Annotated in this window: 26 protein-coding genes; 13 read left to right on the top strand and 13 right to left on the bottom strand. The window is 56.4% G+C overall.

Annotated elements, in window-relative coordinates; genetic code table 11:
* Window position 1: 1 nt before the first annotated feature.
* From ACTG4M_RS09930 to ACTG4M_RS09955, 6 genes are all read right to left on the bottom strand, one after another.
* Entirely contained in the window at window positions 2–604 is a 603-nt protein-coding gene (locus ACTG4M_RS09930; RefSeq protein ID WP_439123497.1) for a GNAT family N-acetyltransferase, read from the bottom strand.
* Window positions 604–1,119, bottom strand: coding sequence for a GNAT family N-acetyltransferase (locus ACTG4M_RS09935; RefSeq protein WP_439123498.1), 516 nt, complete (start codon window positions 1,117–1,119; stop codon window positions 604–606). The genes ACTG4M_RS09930 and ACTG4M_RS09935 overlap by 1 nt, the downstream gene beginning before the upstream one ends.
* Window positions 1,116–1,643 carry a GNAT family N-acetyltransferase gene (locus tag ACTG4M_RS09940; RefSeq protein ID WP_439123499.1) on the bottom strand — a complete coding sequence of 176 codons (528 nt, stop codon included), beginning with the start codon at window positions 1,641–1,643 and terminating at the stop codon, window positions 1,116–1,118. The genes ACTG4M_RS09935 and ACTG4M_RS09940 overlap by 4 nt, the downstream gene beginning before the upstream one ends.
* A complete protein-coding gene (locus ACTG4M_RS09945; RefSeq protein ID WP_439123500.1) occupies window positions 1,640–2,176 on the bottom strand; it encodes a GNAT family N-acetyltransferase in 537 nt (178 codons plus the stop codon). Before ACTG4M_RS09945 ends, ACTG4M_RS09940 begins: the two co-directional genes overlap by 4 nt.
* Window positions 2,177–3,682 carry a signal recognition particle protein gene (gene ffh / locus ACTG4M_RS09950; protein WP_439123501.1) on the bottom strand — a complete coding sequence of 502 codons (1,506 nt, stop codon included), beginning with the start codon at window positions 3,680–3,682 and terminating at the stop codon, window positions 2,177–2,179.
* Window positions 3,683–3,888: 206 nt separating this feature from the next.
* On the bottom strand, window positions 3,889–4,470 hold the full coding sequence (locus tag ACTG4M_RS09955) for an FMN-dependent NADH-azoreductase (protein ID WP_439123502.1): 582 nt from the start codon (window positions 4,468–4,470) through the stop codon (window positions 3,889–3,891).
* A 114-nt stretch (window positions 4,471–4,584) separates the two neighbouring features.
* On the opposite strand from ACTG4M_RS09955, the gene ACTG4M_RS09960 reads away from it, so the two are divergent.
* Window positions 4,585–5,472, top strand: coding sequence for a LysR family transcriptional regulator (locus ACTG4M_RS09960; RefSeq protein WP_439123503.1), 888 nt, complete (start codon window positions 4,585–4,587; stop codon window positions 5,470–5,472).
* Window position 5,473: 1 nt separating this feature from the next.
* Window positions 5,474–6,385, top strand: a complete 912-nt coding sequence (locus tag ACTG4M_RS09965; RefSeq protein ID WP_439123504.1) for a DMT family transporter — start codon at window positions 5,474–5,476, stop codon at window positions 6,383–6,385.
* Here ACTG4M_RS09965 and ACTG4M_RS09970 read toward each other — a convergent pair.
* On the bottom strand, window positions 6,374–7,363 hold the full coding sequence (locus ACTG4M_RS09970) for a TraB/GumN family protein (protein WP_439123505.1): 990 nt from the start codon (window positions 7,361–7,363) through the stop codon (window positions 6,374–6,376). The genes ACTG4M_RS09965 and ACTG4M_RS09970 overlap by 12 nt on opposite strands.
* Before the next feature lie 81 nt (window positions 7,364–7,444).
* Between ACTG4M_RS09970 and ACTG4M_RS09975 the strand changes: the two genes are divergently transcribed.
* The gene (locus ACTG4M_RS09975) at window positions 7,445–8,110 is read left to right on the top strand and encodes a DUF2161 domain-containing phosphodiesterase (protein ID WP_439123506.1); all 666 of its coding nucleotides are present in this window, start codon (window positions 7,445–7,447) and stop codon (window positions 8,108–8,110) included.
* A gap of 25 nt (window positions 8,111–8,135) precedes the next feature.
* Here the strand turns inward: ACTG4M_RS09975 and ACTG4M_RS09980 are convergent, their stop codons facing one another.
* Window positions 8,136–10,100, bottom strand: coding sequence for a vWA domain-containing protein (locus ACTG4M_RS09980; RefSeq protein WP_439123507.1), 1,965 nt, complete (start codon window positions 10,098–10,100; stop codon window positions 8,136–8,138).
* Between the two features lie 287 nt (window positions 10,101–10,387).
* Here ACTG4M_RS09980 and ACTG4M_RS09985 point away from each other — a divergent pair, with 287 nt between their 5' ends.
* The 8 genes from ACTG4M_RS09985 (at window position 10,388) to ACTG4M_RS10020 (ending at window position 18,198) form a co-directional block, all read left to right on the top strand.
* Window positions 10,388–11,353: an ABC transporter substrate-binding protein gene (locus tag ACTG4M_RS09985; RefSeq protein ID WP_439123522.1), complete on the top strand. Its 966-nt coding sequence runs from the start codon at window positions 10,388–10,390 to the stop codon at window positions 11,351–11,353.
* A gap of 61 nt (window positions 11,354–11,414) precedes the next feature.
* Entirely contained in the window at window positions 11,415–12,215 is an 801-nt protein-coding gene (locus tag ACTG4M_RS09990; RefSeq protein WP_439123508.1) for an ABC transporter ATP-binding protein, read from the top strand.
* Window positions 12,212–12,976 (top strand): ABC transporter permease, encoded by a 765-nt coding sequence (locus ACTG4M_RS09995; RefSeq protein ID WP_439123509.1) that lies wholly within the window; start codon window positions 12,212–12,214, stop codon window positions 12,974–12,976. Before ACTG4M_RS09990 ends, ACTG4M_RS09995 begins: the two co-directional genes overlap by 4 nt.
* 175 nt (window positions 12,977–13,151) lie before the next feature.
* Entirely contained in the window at window positions 13,152–13,463 is a 312-nt protein-coding gene (locus tag ACTG4M_RS10000) for a co-chaperone GroES (protein ID WP_439123510.1), read from the top strand.
* 52 nt (window positions 13,464–13,515) lie between these two features.
* A complete protein-coding gene (gene groL, locus ACTG4M_RS10005) occupies window positions 13,516–15,162 on the top strand; it encodes a chaperonin GroEL (protein ID WP_439123511.1) in 1,647 nt (548 codons plus the stop codon).
* 224 nt (window positions 15,163–15,386) lie between these two features.
* Window positions 15,387–16,241 (top strand): DMT family transporter, encoded by an 855-nt coding sequence (locus ACTG4M_RS10010; RefSeq protein WP_439123512.1) that lies wholly within the window; start codon window positions 15,387–15,389, stop codon window positions 16,239–16,241.
* A 39-nt stretch (window positions 16,242–16,280) separates the two neighbouring features.
* A complete protein-coding gene (locus ACTG4M_RS10015) occupies window positions 16,281–17,063 on the top strand; it encodes an esterase/lipase family protein (RefSeq protein ID WP_439123513.1) in 783 nt (260 codons plus the stop codon).
* Complete coding sequence (locus tag ACTG4M_RS10020; RefSeq protein ID WP_439123514.1) at window positions 17,053–18,198, top strand: alpha-D-ribose 1-methylphosphonate 5-triphosphate diphosphatase; 1,146 nt, start codon at window positions 17,053–17,055, stop codon at window positions 18,196–18,198. The genes ACTG4M_RS10015 and ACTG4M_RS10020 overlap by 11 nt, the downstream gene beginning before the upstream one ends.
* A gap of 39 nt (window positions 18,199–18,237) precedes the next feature.
* Here the strand turns inward: ACTG4M_RS10020 and ACTG4M_RS10025 are convergent, their stop codons facing one another.
* The 3 genes from ACTG4M_RS10025 to ACTG4M_RS10035 all read right to left on the bottom strand — a co-directional run bounded on the left by ACTG4M_RS10025 (window position 18,238) and on the right by ACTG4M_RS10035 (window position 20,107).
* On the bottom strand, window positions 18,238–19,308 hold the full coding sequence (locus ACTG4M_RS10025; protein WP_439123515.1) for a 5-(carboxyamino)imidazole ribonucleotide synthase: 1,071 nt from the start codon (window positions 19,306–19,308) through the stop codon (window positions 18,238–18,240).
* A 5-nt stretch (window positions 19,309–19,313) separates the two neighbouring features.
* Entirely contained in the window at window positions 19,314–19,808 is a 495-nt protein-coding gene (purE, locus tag ACTG4M_RS10030) for a 5-(carboxyamino)imidazole ribonucleotide mutase (protein WP_439123516.1), read from the bottom strand.
* Window positions 19,809–19,882: 74 nt separating this feature from the next.
* Entirely contained in the window at window positions 19,883–20,107 is a 225-nt protein-coding gene (locus tag ACTG4M_RS10035; RefSeq protein WP_439123517.1) for a YdcH family protein, read from the bottom strand.
* A 163-nt stretch (window positions 20,108–20,270) separates the two neighbouring features.
* Between ACTG4M_RS10035 and ACTG4M_RS10040 the strand changes: the two genes are divergently transcribed.
* Window positions 20,271–20,684, top strand: coding sequence for an Hsp20 family protein (locus tag ACTG4M_RS10040; RefSeq protein ID WP_439123518.1), 414 nt, complete (start codon window positions 20,271–20,273; stop codon window positions 20,682–20,684).
* Window positions 20,685–20,687: 3 nt separating this feature from the next.
* Window positions 20,688–20,915, top strand: a complete 228-nt coding sequence (locus ACTG4M_RS10045) for a DUF1150 family protein (protein ID WP_439123519.1) — start codon at window positions 20,688–20,690, stop codon at window positions 20,913–20,915.
* A 6-nt stretch (window positions 20,916–20,921) separates the two neighbouring features.
* On the opposite strand, the gene ACTG4M_RS10050 is transcribed toward ACTG4M_RS10045, so the two are convergent.
* Together ACTG4M_RS10050 and cysC are read right to left on the bottom strand one after the other, a co-directional pair.
* Window positions 20,922–21,761, bottom strand: coding sequence for a M23 family metallopeptidase (locus ACTG4M_RS10050; protein ID WP_439123520.1), 840 nt, complete (start codon window positions 21,759–21,761; stop codon window positions 20,922–20,924).
* Window positions 21,762–21,909: 148 nt separating this feature from the next.
* Window positions 21,910–22,711, bottom strand: an 802-nt coding sequence (gene cysC / locus ACTG4M_RS10055; protein WP_439123521.1) for an adenylyl-sulfate kinase, incomplete at its 5' end; no start/stop codon positions are given.

The following is a 22,711-nucleotide window of genomic DNA, read 5'->3' on the forward strand; positions in this document are numbered from 1 at the left end:
ATCAGTCAATGGCCCAGCCTTTCGGTTTGAACAGAGGGTCTTGGTAATGCGCGATTTCCATGTCGATGCCGTGGGCCAACTGACCGCGCAGCGCGTCAGGGCTTGGGTGGCGATAGACAACATCACTACCGTCAACGGTGGGGGCGTCATGGTCTTTCTTCGCCCCCAAACGCTCGGCCAGTCGAATGCTGTCGAGGTTCTTGGGGTCAAGGTAGCTAACGGCTGTTTCCCAACCTTGGTCATCATAGAAATAGCGACGAACACGATGCGTCGCTTCAAGAGCGTAGCCCTTTCCAGCACGATCCGGCCAGATGATCCACGCGATTTCGCGTTCAGGCCATTTCGCAGGCGACCATCCACCGGCCATTCCAACGGTTTCGTCGGTGTCCTTGAGGTGTACCATCCACATACCAAAGCCGCGGATTTCCCAATGGCCAATCTCGGCGGCGTATAGCATCCACGCCTCATACGCGTTGAGTGGCCCGCCCATAAATCGTGAGCGATAGGAGGCAAAAGTCGCTTTGAAGTCAGGGTAATCCTCGGCCTTGGGGCTGCGCAATTGCAGCCGTTTGGTTTCGAGAACCGGGATGTCGCGATGTCCCATTACGCGGCCTCCATGTCGGTGTGGCGATATACGCATGCGGTCTTGTCGCGCAGGGTGATGTCGTCTTGGCGCACCGCACCCATACGCCGTGCCAAAGCTTGGCTCCGCATGTTGTCGGGCGCGATGTAGCTGGGCAGGCTTTGCAAGCCGAGATGCCGTGCCGCCCCATCGCGCGCCGCGCATGCGGCCTCATAGGCAATGCCCCTGCCTTCGTATTCGGCAATGATACCGTAGCCCAGTTCGGGTTCAGGCCAATCGAACGGATGGAAGATGCCGGTGAAGCCGACATAGGTGTCGTCCTCGCGAAGCGCGATGTGCCAAAGGCCATGGCCACGCAGATGCCACTGTCCGACATTCTTTAACAGCACGCCCCACACCTCATTGCGGTCCAGCAACCCACCATTGAAGCGGCTGCGCGGATCCTGAAAATATGTGCAGAGGGGCTCGAAATCGTCGAGTTTCGGGGCGCGCAGAACCAGACGGTCTGTTTCAATGGTCGGAACTGAAACACTCATGCCAATGCCTCCGGTCCCGGATGGCGGTAAAGCATGTCTTTACCCATATTCGGGTTCAGATAGGTCCGCTCGTAGGTTGCGCCCATGCGTTCAGCAAGACGAATGGAGCGCGTATTGCCCGGCACGATGTTCGAGGTCAGCGTGGTAAAGCCGAGGTCGTCATAGGCCCATTGGCGGGCTCGGCTGGCTGCTTCAAATGCCACGCCTTTGCCCTCAAAGCCATCAAACACGACCCAACCCACTTCGGGTTCAGGCCAGCCTTCGGGGTTCCAGATACCACTGATACCGGCAGGTTTACCGGTCGCTTTGTCTTGGATCGTGAAGTAGCCGTAACCGTGCCAGTGCCAGTGGCCCACGTTCAACGCAAACCAGCGCCATGAGTCCGAGCGGTTCGTGTAGCCGCCAAAGCCGGCTGTGCGCGTTTCGTCCATCAGAAACGCAATCATTGCGTCCGCGTCCGCCTTCTCGGGGCCGCGAAGGATGAGGCGTTCGGTCTCCAGTGTTGGGGCGTTGGTCAGGCTCATGCATAAGCCTCTGGGTTGCCATCACTGTCGGGGCTGTGGCGGTAGACAACTGTGTCGGTTGGCGTATCGCCATCGGGAAGCGACGCGTGAGCGTCGGGCACCGCATCCAAACGTTCGGCCAGGGCGATCGAGCGCGAATTTTTTGGGTCAATATAGCTGACCAATGTCGGATAGCTCTGCTCCCATGCCCACGCCAAGACGGACAGTGCAGCCTCGGTCGCGTAACCTTTGCCCTCTGCGGTTTCCAACAGCGTCCAACCGATCTCGCGTTCTGGAAAATGCGGAGGCTTCATGATGCCGATCTGGCCAAGGAATGTGCCGTCCTGCGTTTCAATGCCCCACGATCCGTGTCCCATCAGATCCCACATAGCAATTTCCGACGCGATCCAGCGCCACGCATGTTTACGTGGGATGGGGCCACCCATGTACCGGGCGCGATCCGTCTCAAACAGGTCGCAAAGCGCATCAAGGTCGCTGGCAACATGCTGCCTGAGCCGCAGACGCGGCGTGGTTATGAGGGGCGCGGTCGTCATTTACTTTTTCTTGCCAAATCCGCTTAGACCGGGTGGCAAGCCACCCATGCCGCCGCCCAGACCTGGTAATCCACCTTTGGCACCCATTGCCTTTGCCGCCTGTTCAAGCGCTTTTGGATCCATCTGGGAGGGGTCCATACCTTCGGGCATGCCGCCTTTGCCCATCATGCCTTTCATGGCTTGTTTGAGCATCCCGCCTTTGCCCATTTTGCCCATCTTCTTCATCATGTCGCCCATCTGGCGCTGCATCTTGAGAAGCTTGTTCAATTCGGACACTTCCATGCCCGCGCCTTTGGCGATCCGCTTTTTGCGGCTGGCTTGAAGAATTTGTGGATTGGCGCGTTCGCGTTTGGTCATCGACTGGATAAGCGCGATCTGCTGGCGCAACATCTTGTCGTCAATCCCTGCGCCATCCATCTGTTTTTGCATCTTTTGCGCGCCGGGCATCATGGCCAGCATGCCTTCCATGCCGCCCATCTTCATCATCTGTTCCAGCTGCATCTTCAGGTCGTTCATATTGAACTGACCCTTCTGAAAGCGCTTCATCATGCGCTCGGCCTGTTCGACCTCAAGTGTTTGTTGCGCTTTCTCAACCAGTGCAACGATGTCGCCCATGCCAAGGATACGACCAGCGATACGGTCCGGTTCGAATGTTTCGAGCGCGTCCATCTTTTCGCCGAGGCCAACAAAGCGGATCGGCTTGCCTGTCACCGCGCGCATCGACAGGGCCGCACCGCCGCGTCCATCGCCATCCATCCGGGTGAGGACTACACCAGAAATCCCGATACGCTCATCGAAATTCTCGGCGGTATGTACGGCGTCCTGACCTGTCAGGCCGTCGACAACCAGAAGCGTTTCGCGCGGGTTTGCAACATCTCGCACGGCTTCGACCTGTGCCATCAGTTCTTCGTCGATAGACAAGCGACCGGCCGTGTCGAGCATGTAGACGTCATAGCCGCCAAGGCTTGCCTGTGTCTTGGCGCGCTTGGCAATGGCAACAGGGTCTTCGCCCTTGACGATAGGCAACGTGTCGACGCCGATCTGTACACCCAGAATGGCCAACTGCTCCATCGCGGCGGGACGGTTCACGTCAAGCGATGCCATCAGTACTTTTTTGCCATCTCGCTCTTTCAAACGTTTGGCGATCTTGGCAGTTGTCGTAGTCTTACCACCACCTTGCAAACCGACCATCAGGATCGGTGCAGGCGGGTTGTCGATCTTCAGCGCGCCGGGGTCTTCGTCGCCTGTCAGAACATGCTGAAGTTCATCATGGACGATCTTGACGACCTGCTGACCGGGCGTGATCGACTTGGTGACGGCTTGCCCCGTCGCCTTTTCCTGTACGGCTTTGATAAAGTCTCTGGCAACCGGAAGCGATACGTCTGCTTCAAGAAGGGCAACGCGAACCTCGCGCAATGCGGTTTTGACGTCGTCCTCGGACAGGGCGCCTTGTTTGGTGAGCCGATCAAAGACGCCTGACAGGCGGTCGGACAGATTTTCAAACATGGGCTCTCGCCTCCTTTGCCACTGGTTTGGTCCAGATGTAAGGACCAGCGGCGCATATGCCAAACGTCAAACGCCCCCACGGGCGTAACACGCTGGTGGGGGGCGATCCCGGACACTGGTCCAAGGGACCGGAAAGTCAGGCTTCCCGGAGTTAGGCCGCGTTTAGGCCAATTGGGCGCGCAGAGTCAACCCGCGCGCCGAACGGTTCAGGCCGCGAGCGCCGCAAGCGCGGCTTCGGCTTTGGCATGCGATGCGTCGGCATCAACCATCAACTGATCTGCTGCAACGAACTGCACGTCTGTGATCCCGATAAAGCCCATGATGTGGCGCAAGTAGCCGCTGGCAAAGTCGATATCTGATCCGACCTGCGTGCCGCCAGAGGCAATTGCAATGATTGCACGTTTGCCGGTCATAAGGCCCTCTAGTCCTTTTTCGGTGTACCGAAAGGTGACCCCGGCGCGTGCGATCTGATCAATCCAGGACTTGAGCGTGGCGGGAATTCCGAAATTATAGATCGGGGTACCAATAACCAGCGTATCCGCTGTCATGATCTCGTCGATCAGCGTTTCTGACAAAGCCAGCTGATCGCGCTGGACGTCAGTGCGTTGATCCTCAGGTGTCCAGTTTGCGGTCAGCCAGTCGGCGTCGATCGCAGGGATCACCGAAGTCACATCGCGGTGGATGATCGCGTCGGGTGAAAGGCGGTCAACGATGCGTTGCGTCAGACTGCGGCTTTCTGAACCTTCGTGGCGGGCGGATGCGTCGATGCGTAGTACAGTGTGTGTCATGAGTTACCTCTGATAACGGACTTGTTTGTCTGAACCTGTTACTTATGTCTTGTCTGCGCGCACGAAATAGGTGGATATGCGCATTGTATGTGAATCAATGCACAGAGGTTCAAAATGGAACATTGGGACGAAGTCCGCACAGCGTATCAGGTGGCGCGACAGGGGACAGTCAGCGGCGCAGCCGAGGTTTTGGGTGTGCATCATGCCACGGTGATCCGGCATATCGATGCGCTTGAGGCGCGATTGGGTGTTAAATTGTTCCAACGCCATGCACGGGGGTACACCCCGACAGAGTCTGGCGAAGACCTTGCCCGCGTGGCGCAAACGACCGAAGATCAACTGCAACAACTCGTCGGCCGCATCCGTGGACGTGGCGCCGATGTGAGTGGTGAGTTGATGATCACTTCGATTGTCGAACTGTCGGATTTTCTTGTTCCAGTGTTGGCTGATTTCAAAGATAGCTATCCCGGTGTTGTCGTCCGCTACTTGACCGACGCACGGGTGTTTCGTCTGGAATATGGCGAGGCGCATGTCGCGATACGTGCGGGCTCGGTCCCTGATGAGCCGGACAATGTTGTGCAACCTCTGACAAAGCTGAAAATCGGGCTCTATGCCTCAAAGGCCTATGCGGAGAAACATGGGCTGCCCAAAGACGAAAGCGACCTGCAAGACCACGCGTATGTTGGCAATGACAACCCCGATGGTCGCGCACCATTCCAAAAATGGCTTAGCTCCAAAGTGCCGTATGACCGCGTCGTGTTCCGCGCGACTGACACCTACAGCATGATCAGCGCCGTCAAAAGCGGTGCCGGGATTGGCTTTATGCCCGTCGCGCAAGGCGCAGATGACCCAGACTTGGTCGAGGTGATGCCCGCGAAAGAGGAATGGTCCGCGCCGCTGTGGCTTGTCACGCATGTTGATCTACATCGCACGGCCAAGGTTCAGGCGTTGTTGGCGCACCTCAAAGAGGCGGTCAAAGTTTTTGACGCGGCTTATTCGTGACATGACCGAAGCACATCGCGGCCATTTGGCCATGTTGGCATTTTCTGCACTGGTGGCCGGATCGTTTTCGTTGGGCTCGATGGCGGCACCGCATATTGCGCCGGATGCGCTGAACGCGGTGCGGTTTGTCATCGCCGCGATGATACTGGGCATTGTGGTCTTTTCGACTGGTGGGCTGGAGCGATCAGCGCTGCGCGCGCCATGGCGGTATCTTGTTTTGGCGATGTTCCTCGTGGCCTATTTTGTTTTGATGTTCGAAGGGCTGAAAACTGGCGCGCCTGTATCGATGGCGGCTGTCTTTACGCTTACTCCCTTGATTGCCGCCGGGTTTGGATGGCTGTTGCTGCGACAGGTATTGAACGCCCGAATGGCACTCGCGCTGACAATAGGCGGGATTGGCGCGCTTTGGGTGATCTTTCGTGCCGACGTTTCGGCGCTGCTCGCTTTCGAGATCGGACGCGGTGAAATAATCTATTTTGTGGGATGCGTCGCCCATGCTGTCTACGCGCCTCTGGTGCCCAAGCTGAACCGTGGTGAGCGACCAGCGGTCTTTACTCTGGGTGTACTGGTGACCGGGGCAGTGCTGTTGCTTGTCTTCGGCTATCCGTCTTTAGTGGCCACAGATTGGGTGAATCTGCCTCCGGTCGTTTGGGTCACCATCGCGTACACATCTGTCTTTGCCAGTGCTCTGACATTTCTATTGCTGCAATATGCCAGCATGCGGATCCCGTCGGCCAAGGTCATGGCCTACACATATCTCACGCCTAGCTGGGTGATTTTGTGGGAAATGGCGTTGGGTCGGCCTTTACCGCCGGTGCTGATCCTTATTGGTGTTGGAATGACGATGGCAGCGCTGGTGCTATTACTCAAAGATGACAGCCAAGTACATGGGCGCATTGCATCAGAAGGGTAGGCGTTCCAACGTAAACCCTTCGGTCTGGAGCAGGGCCAGAACGCCGTCACTCCCAGGCAAATGCGCAGCGCCAAACGCAGCGACGACCACATCATTGCCTTTTGTTGCATCCAGCAAAACCGGGATCCACGCACGGTTGCGGTCAATCAGTAACTCTTGCTCCATCGTCGCAAAGATGTCCGCTGCTGCAGATGCGTTAATCGGGCTGTACCGCTGCGCTAGAACCGAGGACATGGCCCAACCTTCGGCATGAGCTTCGTCGAAATAGCTCGCGAGGAGCGTTGCAAACAGGTCTTCGCTGATCACCGGATCGACCAGCGCGGACAGCATCATGTCGATCTGGACCTCACGCGACTGACCCGCGAAGGCGCCGAAAATGGTTTCGACATCCTCAAGTGCAGCGCGCGGGATGTCGGCGGACACGGCAATCTCTTCGATCTGCGCATCCATTCCTCCTGCCGACAGGTCAGTCGTCGCGGCGCACGGTGGCACCGCCAACACCACGGAAACATACCAAGGCTGGAACCGGGCGGCCATAAACGGCGGCAGGCCACGGGCGGTCAGTGCGTCAGACATTTTTGCCCAGTCTTCCTCACTCAAGAGCTCTGGCAGGGTTGTGTCCGGCATGAGCAAAAGGGTCGGGTCCAAAGTCAGGCGTTGTTGCAGCGCTGCTTCATCCTCTGCGGTCATCTCCAGCAGCAGTAAGTCAGCGCTCTGCACCGTATCGCGCAACCGTTCCAATGGCGCATCCAAACGGGGATCGGCCAAATGCATGGTGCCAATCAGATGTAGCGTCTCATCACCTCTTGTGGCCTTCCAGTGATTTCCCTCAGGAAACGGCACGTCCTTGAGCGCTTCGTCAAGCGTGGCTTGTTCCTCTGGGCCAAGCGTTTCACGAAGGTCATTGCCTGAACATGCCGCTGCGACTGGGCCCGCTAGAGTGATAAAGCAGAGAAACGACAACAGGCGGGGGATCATCGGGTCGTCCTTTCGAGATCGTGTGAGACAAAGCTAGGGGCTGTGCTTGTCAGCGGCAAGTCAGTCGCGCATTCATAGGGTATGGAGCGTGAAGCCGATCTTTATCCGCATGTTAAAGCCTATCTCGAGGCGCAAGGCTATGTTGTCAAAGGCGAGGTGGGCGCAGCGGATATGGTTGCTGTGCGCGGTGACGAAGACCCCGTTGTTGTCGAACTCAAGCTGCGGCTTAATCTGACGCTTTATCATCAAGCGGTTGCACGGTTGCGGATGACCGACCTTGTCTATCTGGCTGTGGTCAAACCAACCGGCCGGAATGCGCGCCGGTCCTTGCGCGAAAACAAGGTGCTGTGCCGTCGTCTTGGTCTTGGGTTCTTGACCGTGAGGCATGATGGTATGGTTGAGGCGCACTGCGACCCGGGGCCGTATACGCCGCGCCGCAATGCTGCCAAGCGGACCAAGCTGTTGCGTGAATTTCACCGTCTCGAGGGTGATCCCAACAGCGGCGGTGCAACCCGCCACGGCATTGTCACGGCCTACCGGCAAGACGCTTTGCGCTGTGCGATGTATTTGGCCGAAAGCGGCGCCGAAAAAGGGGCGCTTGTTGCAAAGGCAACAGGTGTAAACAACGCCACAACGCTGATGCGGGACAATCACTACGGTTGGTTCAAGAAGGTCGAGAAGGGTGTGTATGCCCTGACACCAGAAGGGCATCAGGGCTTGATCGATTGGAGTGACAGTCTTGGCTGAGCGGTTAGTGACCCCGCCGCTCAAGTCACTCCACTGTTATTGTCGCTTGGGCGATGCTGCTTCGATCCTGTCGGATGAAATACCGCACGACATACTCTCCCGGAGTGTCCGGGACTGTGATTACGGCCGGATTGCCGCTTTTGGTGTAGGCCCAGCTTTGCCATTGCGCTGCCCCGTCTTCGCCAGCCAGACCCATACCGATATAGTCATCGGCATAATCAGGGCCATCCCATCCAATCTCTATGGTTGATCCCGGCTCTGCGGTTTCAGGGACGATCAATTGCGCCGTCACTGGGGTCACTGTTATCGGAATTTCGGCAATGGCGCTTCTGTCTTGGCGCACGAAATAGCGAATGACGTAGTCGCCCGGGCTCGCGGGGACCAACACCTCTATCGGAGACCCATCACGGGTGTATCTCCAGTTTTCCCACTGGCTGGCCCCGTCGGCACCAACGCGTCCGATGCCGATATAGTCGTCGTCATAGTCCGGTCCGGTCCAGCCGACGTCAATGGTAGACCCAACTGCTGCCTCCTGTGGAGCGACAAGGCGCGCCGAGACGTCGGTGGCGGTAAAGGCGACGCGCTCTAATGGGGTGCGACCCTGCCGCATAAAATAGATAATTTCATAGTCGCCCGGTTCGGCCGGGACTGTCAGCGTGGCAGGGGATCCTGCGGATGTGTAGGCCCAATTTTCCCACTGGCTTGCACCATCTGCGCCCAGTTTACCGATGCCGATATAGTCGTCGTTATAATCCGGGCCCGCCCAGTCAACTGTGATTTCCGACCCGGCGGGTGCCTCTGATGCCGTGCTGAGGGTCGCAGTCACAGGAGTGACCATGATTTCGGTTTCACCCAAGGGTTCTCGGCCCTCACGTTTGAAGTACCGGATCAGATGCGGGCCTTCTGTTGGTGGAACAAGCAACTCCACCGGGTTACCCGACGACGTATACGCCCAATTCTGCCACATGTTGGCCCCATCGGCTCCGACCGCGCCGATGCCGATATAGTCTTCATCGTAATCTGGCCCTTCCCAGCCGACTTGAATGCTACTTCCTGCAACAGCTGTCTCGGGTGCCAGAATGCGGGCTGTTTCCTGAGGTTCAGGAAAGACGATTTGAACGGACGCTGCGTCGCCGATGGCCACGAACTGTTTTGTCATCTCAAGTTCGAGCGCTGTGCTGTAGGCAATCGCGGTGTACGATCCCTCTGGCAACTCCACTTCCAGCGGATTGCCCTCGGTGTCGCTCAACACTGTGTCGGTGTTGCTGGTCAATTCCCAAAGGACAGGCCCGTCGACATATGTTTGCGTGCCTTCGATCACCGCAGAAAGGGTGGTCGGCACCAACGCGGGGTCCGGCTCTGGTTCGGGCGCGGCTGCCGCCACTTGGGTCAATGCTTCTGTCAATTGGTCCGCGGTGTCAGCAGTTAGAAATTGGCCACCCGTCTCATCAGCGATGCATTGCATCTGCGCCAGAGCTTCAGGATCAGCCCCGACATCGAACCCAATGACATGCGCAGTAAAGTCAATTCCCGCCTCTTCAAGCAGCTGAGCCGCGGCGCAAGGATTTGGATTGCAGGTCTCAACGCCATCACTCACCAATATGACGGTCGCTTTTTCTTCGGTATATCGCAGGGCCTCTGCAGCAGCGACGACGGCATCCGTCATGGGCGTTTTGCCCAGCGGCTTGATCTGGTTAACCGCGTTAGTGATCTGTTCCGCCGTGCCGGGGGCAGGGGGAACAACAGTTTCGATATCCGTGCATTCGCCTCGTTCGCGGTGCCCATAGACGGTCAGGCCAAGCCCTTGTTCATCAGGAAAATCTGACAAAAGGTTTCCAACCACCTCTTGCGCGATCGTAATTTTGGCGACGCCATCGACCTGTCCCCACATGGAGCCGGACCCATCCATGACGAGAACTGTGTTGGGCTGATTTTGTGCAAGGGTCATCGTCGCCAAAAAGCTGAACGACACAGCAAGTGGAAATCGCATTTCGGAATCCTCAAATCTCGTTCTTTAATGCATACAGAAAAGCATTTTGCGGACGGGCTGCCCAGTCTTGTTCGACAGTTTTCGCGAGGCATCGGAAATGTATTTTGTTTGATTTTTGTGCGAGTGGCCAAAAATTGAGCAATTATCGGGCTTGGCCATATGCCTTGGCTCGTCGATGCGTCGCTTTGCATTCCGTTTCCCGAATGGCTGCCGCAGTTTGGCGTGGAAAAACTGGGGATACACCAATGCTGAAAAACACACTCGCGGCTGTTGCTGCAACTCTTAGCATGGCAGGTTCGGTGCTTGCGCAAACGGATCTGCCCTTTGCGCTTGATTGGAAATTCGAAGGCCCGGCGGCACCTTATTTTGTCGCCATCGACAAAGGTCATTTCGAAGCAGCTGATCTGTCCGTCGAAATTTCGGCCGGACAGGGCTCGCTGGATGCGATTCCGAAAGTCGCTACCGGCGCATTTCCGGTTGGATTTGCCGATATCAATTCACTGATCAAGTTTCTGGATCAAAACCCTGGTGCGCCTGTAACGGCCGTGATGATGGTCTATGACAAGCCGCCGTTTGCCATCATCGGACGCAAATCACTTGGCGTAGAGATGCCGAAAGACCTCGAGGGTCGCGTTCTTGGGGCGCCGCCCCCCGATGGCGCGTGGGCACAGTTCCCTGCTTTTGCCATCGCCAATGATCTGGATGTCGACGCGATCACCGTTGAACCTGTTGGCTTTCCGACCCGCGAACCAATGCTGGCCGAGGGCAATGTCGCCGCGGTCACGGGATTCTCATTCTCTTCCTATCTCAACCTTGTCCGGTTGGGTGTGCCCGAAGACGACATTTCGACTATCCTGATGGCTGATTACGGTCTTGCCCTTTATGGTAATGCGATCATCGTAAACACTGATTTTGCCGAGGCGAATCCCGAGATCATTAAGGGCTTTCTTGGGGCGATTGCAGCCGGTTGGAAAGATGCGATTGCGGACCCCGCTATGGCAATTGAAAGCCTGATTGAACGCAATCCCGCCGCAGATGCCGCCCTTGAGCAGCGCCGCCTTGAGCTATCCATCGATGCAAATGTCGCGACTGACTTTGCGATGGAAAATGGCATGGGAGGCATTGACGCTGGCCGCATGGCGACAGCGATTGAACAGATCGCACAGACTTACGAGTTCCAGAGCGCACCGGATGCCAGCCTGTACTTTACAGATGCTTATCTTCCGGACGCCGACACACGTATGCTGAAGTAAGTAAACCAAAGATGGGTCAGCTGTCGCTAGCTTGGCTGGCCCTTCACATAAGGCGATGCGCGTGTCCGAACATCTGATTGAAATCAAAGGCGTGCGCCACGCCTACCAAACCAAGGCTGGCCCGCTGCCGGTTCTTGATGGTCTCGAACTTAGCGTTTCCGAAGGCGGGTTTGCTGCGGTTGTCGGGCCGTCTGGCTGCGGCAAGTCTACCCTCACCCGATTGGTCGCTGGCCTGATGAAGCCGGACGAGGGTGAGGTTTGGTTGCACGGCGATTTGGTCAAGGGGCCAAAATCGACTGTTGGCATGGCGTTTCAGAACCCGGTTTTGCTCGAATGGCGCACCATTCTGCAAAACGTCATGCTCCCACTCGAGATCGTACCGACCAAGATGTCGAAAAAGGATCAAGAGGAACGAGCGCGCAAGCTCTTGGCGCTTGTCGGTCTTGAAGGGTTCGAAGAAAAGCGCCCAAGCGAATTGTCCGGCGGTATGCGTCAGCGGGCCTCTCTGTGTCGGTCCATTGTGCACAAACCAGAAGTGCTCATCTTGGATGAGCCGTTTGGCGCGTTGGATGCGTTTACACGCGAGGACCTCTGGCAGACCATGCACAAGGTCAAAGCCGAAGAGCCGTTTACTGGCGTGCTCATTACCCACGATCTGCGCGAGTCGATCTTCCTCGCTGATCAGGTTGTTGTTTTGTCCGGCCGTCCGGCCAAGACGCAGTATGTGATGGACGTTCACCTCACAGGGCAGCGGGATATCGAACACCTTTACACACCAGAATCTGCCGAAGCGCTGAACATTCTGCGCCGCCAGATCCAGATTGCGCAGGGTCGAACGGAAGAGAGCGAGGCAAGCACATGAATGCACGCAATATTCTTGTGCCAATTGCTGCAATCGTTGTCTTTGGCATCTTGTGGGAACTTTTGGTCTGGGCGAATGATTGGCCCAACTATGTCATGGCCTCCCCCTCTGACCTGCCGCCAGCCTATGCGCGATATTGGGATTTGTTCATTGTCATGGGCTGGCAAACCCTTTGGCGTACAGTGGTGGGGCTGGTTCTTGCTGTCGTGTTTGGTGTGTTGCTTGGCATGGTCATGGGGTTTTCGCGCCTGATGCGCGATGCGCTTTATCCTTTATTGGTGGGCTTTAATGCGATCCCAAAGGCGACTCTGGTGCCGATCATCGCTTTGCTGTTTGTCGGCCAACATAACTTTAATACAGTCATGATCGCCTTCCTGATTTCGTTTTTTCCAATCGCCGTTTCGGTGTCCATTGGCCTGAGCACCTTGGAACCCGAATATCGTGATATTCTGCGGTCTTTGGGGGCGTCGAAAACGACAATCTTCTGGAAAATCGCCCTTCCCAAAACGCTGCCTGAGTTTTTTGGTGCATTGAAAGTTGCCGTCACCTTGGCGTTTATCGGCACCAACCTGATGGAGATCGTGTCACCACATGGTCGCGGTCTTGGGGCGTTGTTCGACTCGGGTAAGACGAATTCTGACTATCCGCTGATGTTCGCGGTTCTGATCGCGCTCGCGTTGATGGGGATCGTTTTGTATTACGTTGTGGTCGCGTTGGAAAAGATCTTTGCCGGTTGGGCAGAACGCTCTCCAAGCTACTAGACGAACAAGCACTCTGGCGTTCTTCGAAACCGTCAAAATTTGCACATAAGCGTGTTGACTCACATCCGTGTCATGCCTACTTACCCGTCGTTAGCACTCGACTAACGAGAGTGACAACAGTCCTTCGGGGAGCGAGGGACTTGTAAGTGAAACCTTTGAGCAAGGAGACTCGAAGATGGCATTCAAACCGCTTCATGACCGTGTGCTGGTCCGTCGCGTTGAGAGCGATGAAAAAACTGCTGGTGGCCTGATCATTCCAGATAGCGCCAAAGAAAAGCCTGCAGAAGGCATGGTCGTTGCGTGTGGCGAAGGCGCGCGCAAAGACAGTGGCGAGCTGATCGAGATGGCTGTCGCAGAAGGCGACAAAATCCTTTTCGGCAAATGGTCGGGCACCGAGGTGACGGTCAATGGCGAAGAACTCCTCATCATGAAGGAGTCGGACATCCTCGGCATCATTACGGACGACGCAGCAGCGAAAGCTGCCTGAACGCCCTTCTGATCGCAAACAAGACCTCTGACTAATTAGTGGAGACTACACGATGTCTGCAAAAGACGTAAAATTTGATACAGACGCCCGTAACCGCATGCTCAAGGGTGTCAACATCCTTGCTGACGCGGTGAAGGTGACTCTGGGCCCCAAAGGCCGCAACGTTGTTCTGGACAAATCGTTCGGCGCGCCGCGCATCACCAAAGACGGTGTTTCCGTTGCCAAAGAGATCGAACTTGAGGACAAGTTTGAAAACATGGGCGCGCAGATGGTGAAGGAAGTTGCTTCCCGCACCAATGACGAAGCGGGCGACGGCACCACAACAGCAACCGTGCTCGCTCAGGCCATCGTTAAAGAAGGCATGAAGTCGGTTGCCGCTGGCATGAACCCGATGGACCTCAAGCGCGGCATCGACCTCGCAACGTCCAAAGTGGTTGAGGCAATCAAAGCCGCTGCACGCGACGTGAGCGACAGCGCCGAAGTTGCCCAGGTTGGTACCATCTCTGCGAACGGCGAAGCCGAAATCGGTCGCCAGATCGCTGACGCGATGCAGAAAGTCGGCAACGAGGGTGTTATCACCGTTGAAGAAAACAAAGGCCTCGAAACAGAGACCGATGTGGTCGAAGGTATGCAGTTCGACCGTGGCTACCTTAGCCCTTACTTCGTGACCAATGCTGACAAGATGACAGCCGAGCTGGAAGACTGCATTGTTCTTCTGCACGAAAAGAAACTGTCCTCGCTCCAGCCGATGGTTCCGCTGCTCGAGCAGGTGATCCAGTCGCAGAAACCGCTGCTGATCATCGCAGAAGACGTTGAAGGCGAAGCACTTGCCACACTCGTGGTCAACAAGCTGCGTGGCGGGCTCAAGATTGCTGCTGTCAAAGCCCCGGGCTTTGGTGATCGTCGTAAGGCGATGCTGCAGGACATTGCGATCCTGACCGGTGGTCAGGTCATCTCCGAAGACCTCGGCATGAAGCTTGAAAACGTGACTATGGACATGCTTGGTTCCGCCAAGAAAATCCAGATCACCAAAGACGAGACCACCATTGTTGATGGTGCCGGCGAGAAGGCTGAGATCGAGGCACGCGTTGCCCAGATCCGCAACCAGATCGAAGAGACCACGTCTGACTACGACCGTGAAAAGCTGCAAGAGCGTGTTGCGAAACTCGCAGGCGGTGTTGCTGTGATCCGCGTTGGTGGCATGACAGAAGTCGAAGTCAAAGAGCGTAAAGACCGCGTTGACGATGCCCTGAACGCGACACGCGCTGCTGTTCAGGAAGGTATTGTTGTGGGCGGTGGTGTTGCCCTGGTTCAGGCCGGCAAAAAGCTCGACGGTCTGACAGGCGATAACAGTGACCAGAATGTCGGTATCACAATCGTTCGCAAAGCGCTCGAAGCGCCTCTGCGCCAGATTGCTGAGAACGCTGGCGTTGACGGCTCCGTTGTTGCAGGCAAAATCCGTGAAAGCGATGACCTGAAGTTTGGCTTTAACGCGCAAACAGAAGAATATGGCGACATGTTCAAGTTCGGCGTAATTGACCCGGCCAAAGTTGTGCGGACAGCTCTTCAGGATGCAGCATCGATTGCTGGTTTGCTGATCACAACCGAAGCCATGGTTGCCGACAAACCGCAGAAAGACGGCGCTGGTGCCGGTGCCGGCGGCATGCCGGACATGGGCGGCATGGGCGGCATGATGTAAAAGGCAGTTGTCCTTCGCGACACCTGTCAGCACATGCTGTGAAACTTATAGCAAAGGCGCCTTCGGGCGCCTTTGTTTGTTTTTGTCTTTAATTCTTAACTCATTGTTCAGCCACCGGAGAGATTCTTCGTACGAAGAATCTAGGGTCACCTCATAAAATTCTGGCAGCGCAGTCGTGAGAAAACGTGTCTGGCGTCTTCCGACGACAGACGGTAGCCAACTGCATGCGTATCCTGCTGCTCACAAGCCTAACCATGATTGCGTTCGCGTCGAATTCGATTCTGAATCGCGTTGCCTTATTGCATGGGGACATTGACGCGGTTGCATTTGGCGTCGTCCGGCTTTGTGCCGGGGCGGCCATTTTGGCAGTTTTGGTTCTCTTGCGTGATCGCAAGCTAGTGCTGGGTGGGCCTGGACGCGGCGTCGGCGTGACCAGTCTCATTGTTTATATTTTTGGTTTCTCAATGGCCTATGACAGCCTCGATGCAGGCTTGGGTGCATTAATACTATTCGGGTTGGTCCAAATCACGATGTTCGCCGGCGCACTGATCACCGGAGAGCGGCCTTCTACACGGCGTTGGCTCGGGGCAGGGGTCGCCTTTGGGGGGCTGTTTTGGCTGCTATGGCCCGGCCACGCAGCGGCACCCAGCCTTTGGCATGCAAGCCTTATGGCCATCGCGGGCGTCGCGTGGGGCGTCTATTCACTGAACGGGCGTGGCACATCTGACGCTTTGGGGGCCACCGCCGCGAATTTTGTGATCTCGGCGGCGATTGCGCTTTTCGGCGCTGGCCTTTTGGCAGGCTTGCATGATGGTATCCAGATTGCCTCGGCGACCGTATTTGGGCTGTCGATGGCGGTATTGGCCGGAGCCGTGACATCCGGACTGGGCTATTCGCTCTGGTATACGGTGTTGCCTCATCTCAAAGGCAGCACGGCGGCCGTAACGCAACTGACCGTCCCGGTGATCGCAATCGTTGGCGGCGGGATACTTTTGTCGGAAACCGTTACTTTGCGGCTGATCGTGGCGGCGCTGCTGGTTTTGGGTGGTGTGTTTTTGGCCGTAACGTCGCGCCGCTAAGCCCTTTCTAAAATCGCCGGCACAGCGTATCTGACGCGCATGTTTCGTCGCCTTGCCTTCTCAACCTTTGCAACGGCAACCATGTTGCTGTCTGTGGCTCCGGCGCGCGCGGACTGCGTGGTTCTGTTGCATGGCTTGGCCCGCACGGAAACATCTTTTGCACTTATGGAATCCGTTCTTGAGGCGAAAGGATACACTGTCAAAGCACCTGGCTATCCATCGACCACCGCCCGCGTTCAAGCACTTGTGGAAGAAACGCTTCCAGAGGCAGTTACAAATTGCGGTGCCGATCGTGTGCACTTTGTTACCCATTCTATGGGCGGAATTTTGTTGCGTTTCTGGATGCAAGACAACCGCCCGGTAAACTTGGGTCGGATCGTCATGTTGGCACCGCCCAATCAAGGCAGCGAATTGGTGGACGAACTTGGTGGACTGGAACTTTTTGAATGGCTCAACGGCCCTGCCGGGTTGCAACTGGGCACGTCGCCCAACGATCTGCCCAAATCTTTGCCGCCGGTCACTTTTGACCTTGGCGTTATCGCAGGAAACCGGTCACTTAATCCCTTCTTTTCAAGTCTGATCCCTGGGCCTGATGATGGCAAGGTATCGGTCGAGTCGACAAAGGTTCAGGGTATGCGGGCACATCTGACCATGCCGGTAACGCACACGTTCATCATGCAAGCGCCTTCTGTCATAGCACAGGTCGATCTGTTTCTGCGCACTGGGCGGTTCGATCCAGAGCTGGACTGGACGCAAACCATCAATACCGAAGAGCTTGTTTGTATTTTCGGCATCTGCCCGGAGCCTGCGGATGACCATTGAGTGCACACTTACAGGCGGCAACGTCTTGACCCCCGAGGGGTGGGGCCATGCGCCTTTGCATATTTCTGATGGGACTTTGCAAATCAATGGCCTAGGGCGCGAGGTCGATTTGTCAGGCTACATGATATTACCCGGCATTGTTGATCCGCATGGGGACGGCTTTGAACGGCATATGGCTCCCCGTCGAGGCGCGCTGCGTGAGGCGGAACATGGGGTCATCGCAGTAGCCTCCGAATTGGCGGCCAATGGGATTACAACCGCCGTTCTTGCACAGTTCTTTTCTTGGGAAGGGGGTATGCGCGGGCCAGATTTTGCCGAACATGTCTTCGAGAGTGTGTGCGCTGTGCGTCCGACAGTCGCTGTCGATCTGCGTTTGCAACTACGGCTTGAGACGCATCTCATGGATGAATTCGCACGCGCCGAAACGGCAATAGACACGTTCGGCATCTGCTATGTCGTATTCAACGATCACCTGCCACATCAACGACTTTCCGAAGGTCGCAAACCACCGCGCCTGACTGGGCAAGCGTTAAAAAGTGGACGCAGCCCGGAAAACCATCTTGCCTTAATGCAGGAGCTACACGCGCGCACGTCCGAGGTGCCTAGCGCGCTTGATGCCATGACAGAGCGCCTGTCAGCGCGAGGCATCGTCATGGGTAGCCATGATGACAGCACTCGTGAAGACCGCGATATCTGGGCGGCACGCGGTGCCACCGTTAGCGAGTTTCCCGAGACGGCTGAGGCGGCGCAAGCTGCCCGCGACGATGGCGCACATATTGTTCTTGGTGCGCCAAACATCGTTCGGGGGGCAAGTCACGCTGGAAATATCGCGGCGTCCGACCTCGTGCGTGACGGTCTGTGTGATGCCCTGGCATCGGACTATCATTATCCGTCCCCGCTTCGTGCGGCATTCCGCCTTGAGGAGCTGGGCTTGTGTAATCTGGCAACCGCCTGGCGCATGGTGTCCGAGGGTCCGGCCCGTCTTCTTGGCCTTTCGGATCGGGGCACTCTGATCCCTGGACAGCGCGCCGATCTTATCGTGCTCGACCCGCACTCCCGGCGCGTTGTGGCGACGATTGCTGGCGGTGTTGTCGCCTACATGTCCGGTCCGGTGGCGGACAGGTTTCTGCGCTGATTTCGTATCGCAGAATGCTCCAATCAATAAACCCAAACGTCAGGCCCGCTTGATGCGGTTCGCATGCCCCATTTTACGGCCCGGTTTGGTCTCGGCCTTGCCGTAAAGATGCAATGCGCAATCCGGCGTTTTGGCAAGATCAGGAACGCGATCCATGTCGTCCCCGATCAGGTTCTCCATTACGACATCGACATGACGCTGCCCGTCGCCCAAAGGTAAACCTGTGATAGCGCGGATGTGCTGTTCAAATTGATCTACGGCACATCCATTCTGCGTCCAATGTCCCGAATTGTGTACGCGAGGCGCAATTTCGTTCACGATCAACCCATCCGATGTTACGAAAAGTTCAACCCCCATCACACCGACATAGTTCAGTGTATTCGCGATCTTGGCTGCCAGAAGAACTGCGTCGGTGCGTTGGCTGGCTGTGAGCCGGGCAGGGACGGTTGTGGTACGCAGAATGCCATCGCTGTGCACATTCTCACCAGGGTCAAAGGCGGCGACTGCGCCATCAAGACTGCGGGCTGCGATTACGGAGACCTCGTGCGAGAAATCGACGAAGCCTTCCAAAATGGCGGGTGCCTTCTGCATATCGGCCAACGCTTGCTCAGCGTCATCCGGCGACATGATCCTGGCTTGACCTTTGCCATCATACCCAAAGCGGCGGGTTTTCAAGATCGACGGTGTCCCAATGCTTGTCAACGCGGCACCAAGGCTGTCGCGATCGGTGATGTCTGCAAATGGCGCGGTGTTCAGCCCTAGGTCTTGCAGGAATGTCTTTTCGGTTAACCGGTCCTGGCTGACGCGCAATGCCTCGCGCCCGGGATGAATGGGGGCTAAATCCTGTAACAGGTCCAGTGCGGCTGTCGGGATGTTCTCAAACTCATAGGTGATGACGTCCACGGAACTGCCAAAGTCGCGTAATGCGGCTTCGTCATCGTAGGCGGCGGTTGTCACCTGATCGGCAACCTGACCTGCGGGACAATTGGCACCCGGCTCAAAGATGTGGCACCGAAAACCAAGGCGGCTGGCTGCAACCGAAAGCATGCGGCCAAGCTGCCCACCGCCAATGATGCCGATGGTTGATCCGATAGGAAGAGACAATGTCATGCGGTTTATCCGTCGTCAGAAGGCGCGTCAGGGATTGAGGCCGACAGGTCTGCGCGCCATGTGTCTAGTCGGGCTGCGAGACCGGCATCTTGCAGTGCCAGAATGCCCGCTGCCATCAGCCCGGCATTGGCGGCACCGGCGGCACCAATTGCCATGGTCGCCACTGGAAAGCCGCGCGGCATTTGTAGGATCGAATACAGGCTGTCTACCCCAGACAATGCGCGGGTTTGAACGGGCACTCCAATCACCGGAACACGCGTCTTGGACGCCATCATGCCGGGAAGGTGCGCCGCACCGCCAGCACCCGCAATGATCACCTGCAATCCGCGATCTACGGCTGTCTTGCCGTAGTCCCAGAGACGATCTGGTGTGCGGTGTGCAGACACGATCTTGGCCTCATAAGGTACGTCCAAAGCGTCGAGCATGTCAGCGGCTTCTTTCATCGTTGGCCAGTCTGACTGACTACCCATGATGATGCCGATTTTAATTGTTTCTGACATGGCAAATTGCCCCTTCAGGTGTTCGGAGCGCGCACTATAGCCAGATCGGATCAGGGGGCAACTCGGAGCATGGCTCAGGCAATGATATCGGGCAGCAATCGGTCCTCAATCTGCGCGATCTTGTCTTTAAGCTTGAGCTTTTTCTTTTTCAGCCGCTGCAACGTCAGTTGGTCGGCCGTTCCGGTGAGCTGCAGCGCGCGAATGGACTCGTCCAGATCCCGGTGTTCGCGGCGGAACACCTCAAGTTCGACCGTTAGGACGTCATCTGTTTTCATAGACAGATCGGTAGGTGCATTCATGGTGCTGTGCAGTCCTCAAAAGTGTCTGAGATCCAGAAGATAACCGCTTAAAGCGATTCCGCAAAGCCCTTGCGTCTTGTCGAATGCGACCCCATATTTCATCCAATCCGGTCGCCAGAATGGGGCCGATATAACACAGTCGCTTACGCAAAAGGACGTGTCGATGACGAAACTCACTTTGGGCTCTTATCCCCATTTGCTCGGGTTTGAACAGCTCGAGCGTTTGCTGGAACGCACCGCGAAATCCGGCAACGAGGGATACCCCCCTTTTAACATAGAACAGACTTCGGAAGGATCGTACCGGATCACTTTGGCTGTCGCAGGTTTTCGGGAACAAGATCTGGCGATAACCGTTGAGGACAGACAGCTTGTGATCCGTGGTCGGCAACAAGATGATAGCGCCGACCGGGTGTTCCTGCACCGGGGCATCGCTGCGCGCCAATTCCAGCGCAGTTTCGTGCTCGCCGATGGTGTCGAAGTGGGAGAGGCGATTATGGAAAACGGGCTGCTGCATGTCGATCTAACCTTGTCGCGTCCAGAGACCGTGGTTCAGACAATCCAAATCAAGAAGGGGTAGACCATGAATACGCCGTTCGATTTCAAAGATGCAGACCAGTCCAACCTTGTTTACGTCCGCCCAGTGGCCGTTGCGGATCTGCCCGACGATGTACGCGACGAGGTCGGTGATACCGAAACAATCTACGCCGTTCACCGCGCGGACGGTGAACGCTTGGCATTGGTGAAGGATCGAAACCTTGCCTTTACACTGGCTCGCCAGAACGATTTTGCGCCCGTAACGGTGCACTGAACAGCGTCAGTCGTGCGCTTGAAGCGTTGTTCCTTGTTGGGGGCAGCGCGATGGTCCTTGAGATGTCGCAAACCGAAAAGGCAAGGTTTCGCTTTTGGTGGTCGGGCTTCCTCGAACGACATCGAAATGCAAATGCGGACCAGTTGATTGGCCAGTGTTTCCTGAGAATCCAATCAACATTCCGACGCGGACCTTATCGCCCAATCTGACGCGCGCGCCGCCTTGTTTAAGGTGGAAATATTGTGCCAATGTCCGATCCGCGTGCTGGATGATCACGTAATTTCCGTAATCCTGGTACTCTTGCCCGGCGCCACCGGTTTTTGAATCGTCTTTCACGTCAACGACGATGCCATCACGTGCCGCGTGGACGGGTGTTCCTACAGGCATGTTGAAATCAATGGCATAGCGGTGCGGACCGATGTGCGAAAAGCGTCCGTCGCAGCTTTGGCCGACGGTAAACGCCTGTCCTTGAGCGAATGGCAGACGATAGGCCTGACGGTCATCATGGCGCGCTGTGATATCTCCACGGCTCCACGTAAACGTATATCGGTAAGACCATGCCCTGTTTTTCTGCCGCTGCGACAGGGTAAACAAGGGCACGCGGACTTTGCCGGTCAAGACAAACGGGCTGGCGTCTTTTGGCGGCAGGTTCAGGTTTTGCACCTCCAGTTCAATGTTCACTGTGACCGGCAGCAGAGCATAGCGGTTTTCGGCGTAGAACTCGACCGAATTACCGCGCTGAACAGTTTCGATGCAGACCATTTGAAATTTGTCGTCGCACGAAACCTCAGCGGCGACCAAGGCTGGGGCAAAAAACGCAAGAGCGATTAGAAAACGATTCAGCATTGTCAGAGTGCACCTATTAACGACCACGATTATAGGGCCACCAAGAGGTGTTCGGTAAGAGGTAGCGAGCGCAACAACTTTATAATGCGCGATAGATCGCCAAGCCAAAGAAAAGGGCTGGTAATGCCCCAGCCCTTCTAAGTCATGTTTACTGACCTGTAATCAATCCAAGGCTTTCCAGTTTAAGGATCACCTGATGGGCGCAGTTGTCGACCTCGACATTTTCAGTCTCGACCCGTAGCTCGGGGGTTTCTGGAACATCGTAGGGATCTGAAATACCTGTGAATTCTTTGATCTTTCCCTCACGCGCCAGCTTGTACAGACCTTTGCGGTCGCGGCGTTCGCATTCCTCAAGGCTTGTTGCGACATGTACCTCGATGAACGCGCCAAACTCTTCAATATCCTCGCGCACCGCGCGGCGGGTGGTGGCGTATGGCGCGATCGGCGCACAAATGGCAATTCCGCCATTCTTTGTGATCTCGCTGGCGACATAGCCAATACGGCGGATGTTCAGATCGCGGTGTTCTTTGCTGAAACCTAATTCGGATGACAAGTTTTTCCTCACGATATCGCCATCTAGGAGCGTCACCGGTCGTCCGCCCATCTCCATCAGCTTGACCATCAAAGCGTTGGCGATCGTCGATTTTCCGGAGCCAGAGAAACCGGTGAAGAACACGGTGAAGCCCTGCTGCGACCGCGGCGGGCGGGTCTTTCGCAGCTCGGTCACAACCTCGGGAAAGCTGAACCATTCCGGGATATCAAGACCTTCGGCCAAGCGGCGGCGCAGTTCTGTACCCGAGATGTTGAGGATGGTCACATCGTCCTTATCAGCGATCTCGTCAATTGGTTCGTATTGTGCCCGTTCCTGCACATAGACCATGTGTTTGAAATCGACCATTTCGATGCCGATCTCGTCTTGGTGTGTGCGGAACAAATCCTGCGCGTCGTAG

The organism is Marivita sp. (assembly GCF_965656765.1).
GTDB lineage: Bacteria > Pseudomonadota > Alphaproteobacteria > Rhodobacterales > Rhodobacteraceae > Marivita.